The organism is Flavobacterium sp. FG68, assembly GCF_057808895.1.
The window spans coordinates 1-13,941 of the sequence record NZ_JBMDIY010000054.1 but is presented as its reverse complement, the minus strand read 5'-3'; the positions used below and the strand labels follow the sequence as shown (position 1 = coordinate 13,941).

Genomic DNA, 13,941 nt, shown 5'->3' with positions numbered 1-13,941 from the left:
TATGAAAAGGATATATAAAATAACACTTTTAGTTGGTATAACTATTTTAGTTTCATCTTGCCACAATAATTCGGCACCAAACTATCAGTATTTCCCAAATATGTATGAATCTGTGGCATATGAGCCATATACAGAGGCAAAAATATTTAAAGGAGACAAAGAAGGACAGCTTCCTGTTGAAGGAACTATTAATAGAGGTTTTGAGCCTTATGAATATGAAAATTCGACTGCAGGTTATGAATTGGCAAAAGCTAATTTAAAATCTCCTTTGACTGAAGAAGAAAGAAATTCTGGAAAAGGTAAAGAACTTTTCGAAATTTATTGTATCAGCTGCCATGGTGCTGCTGGTAACGGTAAAGGTAAATTGGTTGAAAGAGAAAAATTTCTTGGAGTACCTAGCTATAAAGACAGAGATATTACTGAAGGAAGTATATTTCACGTTGAAACTTATGGTTTAAATGCAATGGGTTCACACGCAAATCAATTAAGTGCCCACGAACGTTGGTTAGTTGCTGACTATGTTCTAAAACTAAAAAGCCAATTATAATTGTTGAACAAACTGATCGTAATAGATATGTATACATTTTCAAGTAAATTAAAAACTTTTTCTATCATCTTAATGGTTCTTGGACTATTAGGAATTGGGTATGGTTTTTTAAGTGCGCCTAAAGATATTCAAGAAGTTGAAAAAATACTAGCTGCTGAGGCTCATGGAGAACATGGTGCTGCACATGCGGAATCTGCAGAGGTTTCTCATAAAGAAGCAGGACATCATGAAGCTGCCGCTGAAGCTTCACACGAAGAACACAAAGGTGGAGAGCACGCAAAAGTTGGCGCTGCTGATGAACACACAGAACATTTAAATCACGTATTGCACCAATTGCAAAACAAGCCTTGGTCTGCATTATATGTAGCTTGTATTTTCTTTTTACTGCTTTCTATGGGGGTTTTAGCTTTTTACGCTATTCAACAAGTTGCTCAGGCAGGTTGGTCTCCGGTTTTATTTAGAGTAATGCAAGGTATTACAGCTTATTTGCCTGCTGGTTCTATCATCTTTTTTATAATCTTAGTTTTATGCGGATTACATTTCAATCATATTTTTGTATGGTTAGGTGAGCATGTTACAGATCCTACTCATGCTGATTATGATGAAATAATTGCGGGTAAATCTGGATATTTAAACTTTCCATTTTGGATTGTTAGAGCTTTTATCTTTTTACTAGGATGGAATTTATACCGTCATTTTTCTAGAAAAAACTGTTTAGCTCAAGACGAAGCTAATGATGATCTTTACTACAAAAAGAACTTTAAGTTATCTGCAGGATTCTTAGTTTTCTTTATTGTTTCTGAGTCAATTATGTCTTGGGACTGGATTATGTCATTTGATCCTCACTGGTTCAGTACTTTGTTTGGATGGTATGTTTTTGCTTCTTTCTTTGTAAGCGGAATTACTTCAATAGCTTTAGTTACAATATATTTAAAATCTAAAGGATATTTAGAATACGTAAATACAAGTCACATTCACGATTTAGCTAAATTTATGTTTGGTATTAGTGTTTTCTGGACTTACTTATGGTTTTCTCAATTCATGTTGATCTGGTATGCTAACATTCCAGAGGAGGTAACTTATTTTGTAACAAGAATTCAATTGTATAACCTGCCTTTCTTTGGTGCAGTTGTTATGAATTTTGTTTTCCCATTATTAATATTAATCAATACTGACTTTAAACGTCTTAGCTGGGTTATTGTTATGGCGGGTGTTGTAATATTATTAGGTCATTATGTTGATTTCTTTAATATGATTATGCCTGGTACAGTTGGAGACAAATGGTTTATTGGAGTTCCTGAAATTGCGTCTATTCTTTTCTTCTTAGGTCTATTTATATTTGTTGTATTTACTGCATTAACTAAGTCACCTTTGCTTGCAAAAAGAAATCCTTTCATCGAAGAAAGTAAACATTTTCATTATTAATATTTAAAGAAGTAAACAGATGACAAGTTTGTTGGTAATTATAGTTTTAGTTTTATTAGCAGTTGCGCTATGGCAATTGACCAAGATATTTGATCTTACTCAAGTAGGATCTTCTTCGGACGATTCTCAAGTTGCATCAGATAATGATAATAACATTCAGGGATATATTATGTTTGGCTTTTTGGCATTCATTTATATATTTACTATTTATGGTTTACTAAAATGGGGTAATTTGGCACTTCATACTCCTGCTTCTGAGCATGGAATTTTAGTAGATAGTTTAATGAATATTACTTGGGTTTTGATCTTTACAGTACAGGTTATTACACAAGGTTTACTATATTGGTTTTCTTTTAAAAATAGAGGACATAAAGATAGAAAAGCATTATTTTTTGCAGATAGTAATAAATTAGAGGCAATCTGGAGTATTATTCCATCTGTAGTTTTAGCATGTTTAATTCTTTACGGATTATACGCTTGGAATAACATTATGTTTGTTGACAAAGATGAAGATGTAGTTGAAATCGAATTATATGCTCAACAATTTAAATGGACTGCCAGATATGCAGGAAATGATAATGTTTTAGGAAAAGCTAACGTACGTTTAATTGAAGGAATCAACACATTAGGAGTTGATATGTCAGATCCTAATTCTCAAGATGATATTGTAGTTACTGAATTACATATTCCTAAAGGTAAAAAAGTACATTTCAAAATGCGTTCTCAAGACGTTTTACACTCAGCTTACATGCCTCACTTTAGAGCGCAGATGAACTGTGTACCTGGAATGGTTACTGAATTTGCTTTTGTTCCTACTTACACTACTGCAGAGTACAGAGAGTTGCCATTTATGATTGAAAAAGTAGCAAATATCAATAAACTTAGAGCTGAAAAAAGTGTTGAGTTAGTTGCAAAAGGAGGAACAGCTTTAGATCCTTATACATTTGATTATTTATTATTGTGTAATAAAATCTGTGGAGCTTCACACTATAACATGCAAATGAAAGTTGTTGTTGATACTCCTGAAGATTATAAAAAATGGTTAAGTGAAAAAACAACTTTAGCTCAGGATATTAAAGCGGCAGCTGCTGCTGAAAAACCAGCTGAAGGAGTTGAAGGAACTGCTGTAGATACTGCTGCTAAAGTAAAAGATACTGTAAAAGCAGTTATCGATACTGTTAAGGCTGCGGTTGCTAAAGTAGCTATGAAATAATATTATTAAGAAAATTTAAAGTACACATATATGTCAGCAGAAGCGCACGGTCACGATCACGGACACGATCACGAGCACGAACATCATCATAAAGACACGTTCATTACTAAATATATTTTTAGTATTGATCACAAAATGATTGCTAAACAATACTTGATTACTGGTATTGTTATGGGAGTAATTGGTATTGCAATGTCCTTGCTTTTCAGAATGCAATTAGCGTGGCCAGAAGAGTCTTTTAAAATATTCAATGTTTTATTAGGAGATAAATTTGCACCTGACGGTGTTATGGCAAATGATATTTATCTGGCTTTAGTTACAATTCACGGTACCATCATGGTATTCTTTGTACTGACAGCTGGTTTGAGTGGAACTTTTAGTAACTTACTTATTCCACTACAAATTGGAGCGCGAGATATGGCTTCTGGATTTATGAATATGATTTCATACTGGTTGTTTTTTATATCTGCTGTAGTAATGTTAAGTTCTTTATTTGTTGAAGCTGGACCAGCTTCTGCAGGTTGGACAATTTATCCTCCATTAAGTGCTTTACCACAAGCTATTCCAGGATCTGGAGCAGGTATGACTTTATGGTTAGTTTCAATGGCTATCTTTATTGCATCTTCATTAATGGGATCATTAAACTACATTGTAACTGTTATCAACTTGAGAACTAAAGGAATGTCTATGACTAGACTTCCACTTACAATCTGGACATTTTTCGTAACAGCTATTATTGGTGTTATTTCATTCCCAGTATTATTATCAGCTGCTTTATTATTGATTTTCGATAGAAGTTTTGGTACTTCATTCTTCTTATCTGATATCTATATTGCAGGAGAGGTTTTACACTACCAAGGAGGTTCTCCGGTATTGTTTGAGCACTTATTCTGGTTCTTAGGTCACCCTGAGGTTTATATCGTAATCTTACCAGCGATGGGTCTTGTTTCTGAAATTATGGCTACGAACTCTCGTAAACCAATCTTCGGATACAGAGCGATGATTATGTCAGTTCTTGCAATTGCATTTTTATCAACTATTGTATGGGGTCACCACATGTTTATCTCTGGTATGAATCCTTTCTTAGGATCTGTATTTACTTTTACAACTTTATTGATTGCAATTCCATCTGCTGTAAAAGCTTTCAACTGGATTACAACTCTATGGAAAGGTAACTTACAGTTTAACCCTGCAATGTTATTCTCTATCGGAATGGTTTCTACTTTCATCACTGGAGGTTTAACTGGAATCATTTTAGGAGATAGTACTTTAGATATTAACGTTCACGATACTTATTTCGTAATTGCTCACTTTCACTTAGTAATGGGTATCTCTGCACTTTACGGAATGTTTGCCGGTATTTACCACTGGTTCCCTAAAATGTACGGAAGAATGTTAAATAAAAACTTAGGTTATATTCACTTTTGGGTAACAGCAGTTTGTGCTTACGGAGTTTTCTTCCCAATGCACTTTATTGGATTAGCAGGTTTACCAAGACGTTACTATACAAATACTAATTTCCCATTATTTGATGATTTACAAAATGTTAATGTTTTAATTACAACATTTGCTCTTGTAGGTGGAGCGTTCCAGTTAGTATTCTTATACAACTTCTTTAGCAGTATTTTCTACGGTAAGAAAGCAGTTCAAAACCCATGGAAATCTACAACTTTAGAGTGGACAACTCCAGTTGAACATATTCACGGAAACTGGCCAGGAGAAATTCCTCATGTATACCGTTGGCCGTATGACTATAGTAACCCAAATCACGATGTAGATTTTGTTCCTCAAAATGTACCGATGAAAGAAGGTGAAGAAGTTTTACACCACTAAAAATATCAAAAGACCGTCAGAAATGACGGTCTTTTTTCTTTAGTTAAAGTTTTAATCGTTCAGATTTACTGTTTTACAAACTGATTAGTTTCTATATCTTTGTAGAATGAATGAAAACCTAGATCCAACTACAAAAGGATATAACCCAGAAGAATTAGATCTTGAAAAAAGATTGCGTCCACTGTCATTTGATGATTTTGCCGGTCAGGACCAAGTTTTAGAGAACTTAAAAGTTTTTGTCGCAGCTGCAAATCAGCGTGGTGAGGCACTTGATCATGCTTTGTTTCATGGACCTCCTGGGCTTGGTAAAACGACTTTGGCTAATATTCTTGCAAATGAGCTGGAAGTAGGTATCAAAATTACTTCGGGACCTGTTCTGGATAAACCTGGAGATTTAGCAGGCTTATTGACTAATCTTGATGAAAGAGATGTTTTGTTTATTGATGAGATTCATCGTTTGAGTCCTATTGTGGAAGAATATTTATATTCGGCAATGGAAGATTTCAAAATTGATATCATGATTGAATCTGGTCCAAATGCAAGAACAGTTCAGATCAATTTAAATCCGTTTACATTAATTGGTGCAACTACCCGTTCTGGATTATTAACAGCTCCTATGAGAGCTCGTTTTGGGATTTCATCACGTTTACAATACTATTCTACAGAACTTTTAACCACTATTGTGGAGAGAAGTGCCGGTATATTAAAAATGCCAATTGATCTCGAAGCAGCAATTGAAATAGCAGGCCGCAGTCGCGGAACTCCTCGTATTGCAAATGCATTATTGCGCAGAGTTCGTGATTTTGCACAGATAAAAGGTAATGGTACTATTGATCTTGAAATTGCCAGATATGCACTAAAAGCACTGAATGTAGATGCTCATGGACTTGACGAAATGGACAACAAGATATTATTAACCATTATCAATAAATTTAAAGGAGGTCCGGTTGGACTCTCGACTTTGGCTACCGCAGTATCTGAAAGCAGTGAAACTATTGAGGAAGTTTACGAACCTTTTTTAATTCAGGAAGGATTCATTATGCGTACTCCGCGAGGTCGTGAAGTTACAGAGAAAGCTTATAAACATTTAGGAAAGGTAAACACAAATATTCAAGGCGGATTATTTTAAAGACATATCATGAAACATCTCGTTTTATTTTTATTATTTACATATTGCAGTTCTTTTGGTCAGACTAAATATTTTCCGCGTCTTGTTTATGGAAAATCGTCGCAGCAAGTTTTAGATCTATACATCCCGAATGAGGATTTAAAAGATGTACCTGTTGTTATACTTCTTCATGGAGGAGCCTGGTCAATGGGCGGACTTGAGTATACGAGTAAACATGCTCAGGATATTTGTAATAAAGGATTTGTTGTTGCGAATGTCGATTATCGTTATGTAAGTGACAATATTTCGGGTAAAGATTTACTAGCAGATATCGATGCAGCTGTTGCTTACGTTTCAGAATTTTCTAATAAATACGGTTATGTGAAGAAAGGCTATCATATTGTTGGAATTAGTGCTGGTGCCCATTTGGCATTGTTATATGGCTATACTAAAAAAAATATGAAATCTATAACAGCACTTTGTGCACCATCGAGATTGGATTCTTCTGAAGCTGTCGAATTTATGAGAAAGAATGGTCATCTGGATATTATCGAAAAACTGGCAGGAACTAAAATTGAAAATGGCGCTAATCCTGCATTAATTAAAATAAGTCCTTTTAATAATATTTCGAATATACCAACATTACTGATTCATGGTGATGCAGATAATTTGGTTAATGTCAGCCAATCTCAAAATCTTTATGATGAATTAAAAAGGAAAGGTGTAGAGACGAAATTGATAATTAGAGAAGGTAAAGGCCATGATGTTGGAATGAATACTCCTGAAACTGAAATTCAGAATATAAATGATATTGCAGAATGGATTATACAGCACAATAAATAAATTTGATAATCAAAAAATATAAAGATCAATATTCAAGGTAAATTATTTTAATTCTATTCAAAATGTCTGAAAATATAAAATATATTTACCCTAATAAATTATCGATACTCAGATTTTTTAAAGATGCTGAAGGTGTTCGTAGAAATCCGATTCCTTTTCATAAGAGATATTTTGAGAGATTCGGTGATTCTTTTTCTATCAGAATTGGTTCTTCAAAATATATAATCTTGTCAAGAGATAATGAAATTGCACAGTATATTTTAGTTAAAAACCAGAAGAACTATCATAAGTCTAAATTTCAATCTGTATATCTTTCTAAGTATTTAGGAAAAGGGCTTTTAACCAGCGACGGCGATTTTTGGCTGAAACAAAGACGTCTTATTCAACCGGCTTTTCATAAACAAAAGATGAATCAGCTGGTAGATAATATGAACAAAACTATTAGTGCAGAATTAGATAATTTAGTAGAAGATAAAGCGATTGATCTTTTTCCTGTAATGAGTAATTTGGCATTTAATGTCGTTGCTAAATCTTTATTTCAACTTTCAACTGCCGAAAATAAATTTCACCGAATCAAATTTATAATTGAAGAAGTTCAAAATTTTCTAATAAAAGAAATTAGACTTCCGCATAAAGCGTGGTGGTTTTCATTAAGTGGTCAGGTAAAGAAACATCTCATGCTGGCTGAAGAGAATAATAAAATTATTCAGGAAATAATTGAAGAAAGAAAAGCTTCAAAAGAAGAAATAAATGATTTATTAAACATGCTTTTGGAAACCAGATATGAAGATACGGGTGAAAGTATGTCTATTGAGCAATTGGTTGATGAAATTAAGGTTTTGTTTATTGCAGGACATGAAACAACTGCAAATGCTTTAACATTTACGCTTCATCTTTTAGGCAGAAATCCAGAAGTACAGCAAAAAATATTTGATGAAATCATTGAGATTGAGTCGCAAACTGAAAACGTTATTGAACAGCTTCAAAAAATGACATATACCAATGCCGTTTTGAACGAATCTATGCGATTATATCCGCCAGCCTGGATTACAGACAGACAGAATATTGAGGATGATTCTCTGGCTCAATTCAATATTAAAAAGGGTACATTAATTGGTGTTTCTTTTTATGAATTGCATCGAAATCCTAAATATTGGAATAATCCCGATGAATTTATTCCGGAAAGATTTCTTGGTGAGCAAAAAAAAGAATCCATGCAATATTTTTATCCATTTGGTGCCGGACCAAGAATGTGTATTGGAGCTGGGTTCGCCATTTACGAAATGTGTTTGACGATATCTCAAATTGTAAAAAACTATGTCATTAAATCGAATAATGATGTCATTCAATTTAATCCGCTAATTACTTTAAAACCTGTTAACGTCGAAGTTTCATTTTCTAAAAGATGAGTATCAATTCAAAAGAAACATATTCAAAATTTATAAAAGAAGAAGCCAAAAGGTTAGGGTTTATTTCTTGTGGTATATCGAAAGCAGGCTTTTTGGAACAAGAAGCGCCCCGGCTTGAGAAATGGCTGAATAATAATCATAATGGACAAATGGCCTATATGGCGAACCATTTTGATAAACGCCTGGATCCAACTTTATTGGTTGATGATGGCAAAAGTGTGGTTTCTCTATTGTTGAATTATTTCCCATCGGAATCTCAAAATGATAATAGTTTTAAGATTTCTAAATATGCCTATGGACAGGATTATCACTTCGTTATAAAAGAAAAATTAAAGGAACTTCTTTATTCAATTCAAGAGAATATAGGTGAAGTTTCCGGTCGCGCTTTTGTTGATTCTGCGCCGATTTTAGATAAGGCCTGGGCGGCAAAAAGCGGATTAGGCTGGATTGGAAAAAACAGTAATTTAATAACTCAAAAAGTAGGCTCTTTTTACTTCATAGCAGAACTTATCCTTGATCTTGATTTAGAATATGACCATGCCGTTACAGACCATTGTGGTTCTTGTACTGCGTGTATAGATGCTTGTCCTACGCAGGCAATTCTTGCACCCTATATTGTAGATGGAAGCAAGTGCATTTCTTATTATACTATTGAACTAAAAGAAAATATCCCAAATGATATGCAGGGAAAATTTGATGACTGGATGTTTGGCTGTGATACCTGCCAGGATGTTTGTCCATGGAATCGATTTTCAAAGCCGCATTCTGAGCCTCTTTTTAATCCAAACCCGGATTTAATTTCTTTCTCTAAAAAAGATTGGGCAGAAATAACTGAAGAAACTTTCCAAAAAGTTTTTAAAAATTCACCTATTAAGAGAACAAAATTTGATGGACTTAAGCGAAATATTAAATTTCTTGAGTAAAGTCTAAATAGGAATATTTCAATACAATTTTCTCCGTTTTTTTATTTTGCAGAATTAATTGTAACTAGTTGATAATTAAATTTTTGATCTTTTTGTAATCGATTTAATTTTTTTGCCTTTGTAGGATAATGTTGCGTATTTTTCGTTTAAATTACAAAATATTAATTTTTCATTAAAAAATTAAGAAATTTCTGTTGTTTCATTGTTAAATTACTATGTTTATTGACTTGTTAAAGTTAATTTATCTCGATGAAATGTGTATTTCAACGTTTTTCTGGGTAGTTTGTCGAGTAATGTAGCTAGTATTGAGGTGTTTATATACTTTCGCAGCACCAAATATACTTATTTAATCCAAAGACGACTATGTGTCTTGAACCTGAAACAATAATGGTCCAAACGCTTTCCAATTATTTTTATGATTTTGAAAAATATTTTTTCAAAAATCAAAAAACCAATCCTTTCAATTTATCGTATCTGCTAAATAATCTGAAAATCAATTTTTGGTTTTCAGTTTCTATACTATCTATTACACAAATTAATACTGAGTTTGTCTATGCGTAACTTTACTTTTAACTGGTTTAAGTTTTCCAAACCAAATTTTCTTGTTTTATTCTTTTTACTACTTAGCTATACTGTTTCTGCTCAATTTTACACGAAACATTATATCGCGCCGGCACCTTGGCAATATTTTAGTAAAGCAAATGAAATTGTTATTGCAACAAATTCTACAACTACTGTAAATATTACGCTAAGTAAGAGTGATGGTACTTTAGAAACAACTTTAACCGCGGTAAAAGGAGCTCCAGCGGTCTACAGATTTAAGCTTTATTCGAAAGATCTTCCAATGAATCCTCTAAATACGGTAATTTCAGGGGCGGGATTGATCATAACAAGTGATGGACCAACGTCTGTAAACATGCGAAATGTTGCTTCTGATGACTATGTTAATGGGGAAAACGTTGATGCAAACCTAAAGGGAAATGCGGCATTGACCAGTTTTGGTGATGCTGGTGTAGGGGTACGTTTTAGAGTAGGATATTATAGAGATGGTACATTAGGAAATTTTAGCGGGTTAGGAGATCAACGTCCAATTTATAGTATTATGGCAACTGCTAATAATACAACTGTAAAAATTAATAATGCTGTTGCAGCTACATTAAATGCAGGGCAAAGTTATTTGTTTAAAGCAGCTATAGGAACATTGGTTGAGTCTTCAAGTCCTGCTGTGATGAATACTTCAGCGGCGATAGATATGCCGGGTGGCTGTGGAGATGGGGCTTTTAATCAGATTCCGCCTGAATCAGTTTTAGGAACGGAGTACTTTATTGAAAGAGGAAAAGGAAATGATACTGCAGAACAAACTACTGTAGTTGCTACAAAAGACAATACAGCTTTAACAATAGATACATATTCAACAACAGGAGCATTAGTTGGTACAACTAACGTTACTTTGGCAACAGCGGGGAGTTTTTATACTTTTCAAAATGGTGTGTCGAATACAAGTTTTTCGGCATCGCGTGTTTTTGCAGATAAGAAAATTGTTGTGTATTCAGGTACAGCACAATCTTGTGAGGTTGATATTTCGACAATTGCGCCAGTATCAGAATGCGGGGGATCTAACTTTATAGAAACAGCAAAGTTTAGAAATTATGGTACTGGATCGTTACCATATTTTGGATATATACTTTTAAGAAGTGCTACAGATGTCGTAACTGTAAATGGAACTAATATTGAGACTATAAGTGGTATTACAGCCCGTCATCAATTAGGAACTACAGGCTGGTATTTGATTAATTTTGAAGATACTCAAATAGGAAGTCCAAATGTTCTTTCTATTTCAAGTGCGGCAAAATTAACGGTTTCAATTGTACAGCAAGGAGGAGGATTCTCGATGGCAGGGTTTTTCTCTAATTTTGCGGTTCAGCCAGAAGATCCAACCATGACTTATATTTCTGGTGGAGGATGTACTAATAATAAAGCAGAATTGACAACGCCAGCTGGTTTTGCACCTTATCAATGGTATTATAATGGTACGGCGATAGCAGGTGCTAATTCTTCAACTTATACAGCAACAAAAACAGGAGCATATTCTGTAGCTTCAACTTTAACTTGTGGAGCTCAAACACAGTCAAAACCTGTTAGTGTTACTTTATGTACTGATTTAGGAATTACAAAAACAGTTGATAATGCGACACCGTGTTTAGGATCAACTGTAGAATTTACCGTTAAAGTAAGCAATTTAGGAGGTAATAATGTTTCAGGAGTTTCAGTAAATGATTTGCTTCCTTCAGGTTATACTTATGTAAGTTCAACACCATCAGTAGGTGTTTATGATTCGGCAAGTGGTAGTTGGAGTATTGGAGATGTAGATGCTCAAACATCTGTAACCTTAAAAATTACTGCAACAATAAATACAACAGGTAATTATACAAATACTGCCTCGTTACCAGCATCAATAGATACTAATACGGCAAACAATTCAGCTAGTGCTGCAGTAACTCCAAAGACATCTAATCTTATTATTACTAACCCTGCTGCAATTTGCGCACCTGCTACGGTTGATTTAACAGCTCCGGCAGTTACAGCAGGAAGTACTCCAAATATGACACTTTCATATTGGACAGATTCAGCTGCATCTACTGCTTATCCAACACCAAGTGCTGTTACTGCTTCGGGAACTTATTACATAAAAGCAGTTTCTGCTGATGGATGTCAGTTTATAAAGCCGGTAGTGGTAACAATTAACGCGAAAGCAAATTCAGCTACAATTACAGCAAGTGGTTCTACTACATGTGCAACAGGAAGTGTTGTATTAACATCATCTGGTGGTTCAGGTACTTATTTATGGTCAACGGGAGAAACAACTAAAAGCATTACAGTTACTACAAATGGAAGTTATACTGTTAGAAGAATAAATGCTGCAGGCTGTCCTGGTGACATTTCTGCGGCAACAATAGTAACTTTTGTACCTGCAGCACCAACAGCTTCTTCGCAGACATTTTGCTCTTCTGAGAATAAAAAGGTTAGTGATTTAGTGGCTACAGGTACCAATTTGAAATGGTATAGTGCGAGCACTGGCGGAACAGCTCTTCCGACAACTCAGACATTAGCAACTGGAAATTATTTTGCAAGCCAGACTGTAAGCGGATGTGAGAGTACAAGAACTCAGGTAGCTGTAACTATTAATACGATATCTTCGGCTCCGGTTGCTTCTTCTCAGACTTTTTGTTCTTCTGATAATAAAAAGGTAAGCGATTTAGTAGCTACTGGAACTAATTTACAATGGTACAGTGCTTCTTCAGGCGGTACTGCCCTTCCTACAAATCAAACTTTGGCTACAGGAAATTATTATGTAAGCCAAACTGCTAATAGTTGTGGAGAAAGTGCAAGAACGTTAGTAGCGGTAACGATAGATACTCCACCATCTGCACCAACAGCATCTTCACAAACATTTTGTGCAACTGATGCTAAAAAAGTTAGTGATTTAGTGGCAACAGGAACAAATTTAAAATGGTATAGCGCAAATAGCGGAGGTACACTTTATAATGGAACTGAAACATTAACAACAGGAAATTACTATGTAAGTCAGACTACTAATAGTTGTGGAGAGAGTGCAAGAAGGTTAGTGGCAGTTACAGTAAATAATACAGCTGCACCTACAGCATCTTCACAAACATTTTGTGCAATTGATGCTAAAAAAGTAAGCGATCTGGCAGCGACTGGAACTAGCTTAAAATGGTACAGTGCTTCAACAGGTGGAACTTTATACACAGGTACAGAAACATTAACATCAGGAAATTATTATGTAAGCCAGACTCTAAACAGTTGTGAGAGTACAAGAACTTTAGTGGCAGTTACAGTAAATAATACAGCTGCACCAACAGCCTCTTCGCAAACTTTCTGCGTAGCTGATGCTAAAAAAGTAAGCGATTTAGTTGCAACAGGAACGAATTTAAAATGGTACAGTGCTTCAACAGGAGGAACATTATATACAGGTACAGAAACATTAACATCAGCAAATTATTATGTAAGTCAGACTTTGACTGGATGTGAAAGTGCCAGGACTTTAGTTTCAGTAACTGTAAATCCAACACCATCTGCACCAACTATTACAGCAGGTGGTCCAACAACTTTTTGTTCTGGTGGAAGTGTTACTTTAACTTCTAGCGGAGGAAACAGTTATTTATGGTCAACGGGAGCAACAACACAATCTATTACTGTTTCTGCTTCGGGAAGTTATACTGTAAGAATAGCGAATGCTTCAGGATGTCAAAGTCCTGCTTCAACTACTACAACAGTAACAGTAAATGCTATACCAGCAGTTCCGACATTAAGCGCTGTAACCCAACCTACATGTTCAACAGCAACAGGAAGTTTTACAATATCAAACTACAGTGCTTCTAACACTTATGCGGTAAGCCCATCAACAGGTGTTACCCAGTCAGGAAACACGATTACTGCTCCGGCAGGAAGTTATACAGTAACCGCAACGGCTAACGGATGTACTTCGGCTGCTTCATCAGCTGCGGTTATCAACGCTCAGCCTGCAACTCCAGCAGTTCCGACATTAAGTGCTGTAACACAGCCTACATGTTCAACAGCAACAGGAAGTTTTACAATATCAAACTACAGTGCTTCTA

The 13,941-nt window shown here is 34.9% G+C and carries 9 protein-coding genes; all 9 read left to right on the top strand.

The window, feature by feature from the left end; genetic code table 11:
* The first annotated feature begins 1 nt into the window (after nt 1).
* Complete coding sequence (locus ACODSB_RS23230; RefSeq protein ID WP_073483094.1) at nt 2-547, top strand: c-type cytochrome; 546 nt, start codon at nt 2-4, stop codon at nt 545-547.
* A gap of 27 nt (nt 548-574) precedes the next feature.
* On the top strand, nt 575-1,972 hold the full coding sequence (locus ACODSB_RS23225; protein WP_053474384.1) for a cation-translocating P-type ATPase: 1,398 nt from the start codon (nt 575-577) through the stop codon (nt 1,970-1,972).
* A 19-nt stretch (nt 1,973-1,991) separates the two neighbouring features.
* Nucleotides 1,992-3,185, top strand: coding sequence for a cytochrome c oxidase subunit II (locus tag ACODSB_RS23220; protein WP_053474383.1), 1,194 nt, complete (start codon nt 1,992-1,994; stop codon nt 3,183-3,185).
* 30 nt (nt 3,186-3,215) lie between these two features.
* Nucleotides 3,216-5,018: a cytochrome c oxidase subunit I gene (locus ACODSB_RS23215; protein ID WP_053474382.1), complete on the top strand. Its 1,803-nt coding sequence runs from the start codon at nt 3,216-3,218 to the stop codon at nt 5,016-5,018.
* 106 nt (nt 5,019-5,124) lie between these two features.
* Complete coding sequence (ruvB, locus tag ACODSB_RS23210; RefSeq protein WP_053474381.1) at nt 5,125-6,147, top strand: Holliday junction branch migration DNA helicase RuvB; 1,023 nt, start codon at nt 5,125-5,127, stop codon at nt 6,145-6,147.
* Between the two features lie 9 nt (nt 6,148-6,156).
* On the top strand, nt 6,157-6,969 hold the full coding sequence (locus tag ACODSB_RS23205) for a prolyl oligopeptidase family serine peptidase (RefSeq protein ID WP_488938788.1): 813 nt from the start codon (nt 6,157-6,159) through the stop codon (nt 6,967-6,969).
* Nucleotides 6,970-7,031: 62 nt separating this feature from the next.
* A complete protein-coding gene (locus ACODSB_RS23200; protein ID WP_488938787.1) occupies nt 7,032-8,378 on the top strand; it encodes a cytochrome P450 in 1,347 nt (448 codons plus the stop codon).
* A complete protein-coding gene (gene queG / locus ACODSB_RS23195) occupies nt 8,375-9,301 on the top strand; it encodes a tRNA epoxyqueuosine(34) reductase QueG (protein ID WP_488938786.1) in 927 nt (308 codons plus the stop codon). The genes ACODSB_RS23200 and queG overlap by 4 nt, the downstream gene beginning before the upstream one ends.
* Before the next feature lie 553 nt (nt 9,302-9,854).
* On the top strand, nt 9,855-13,941 hold a 4,087-nt coding region (locus ACODSB_RS23190; protein ID WP_488938785.1), incomplete at its 3' end, for an Ig-like domain-containing protein.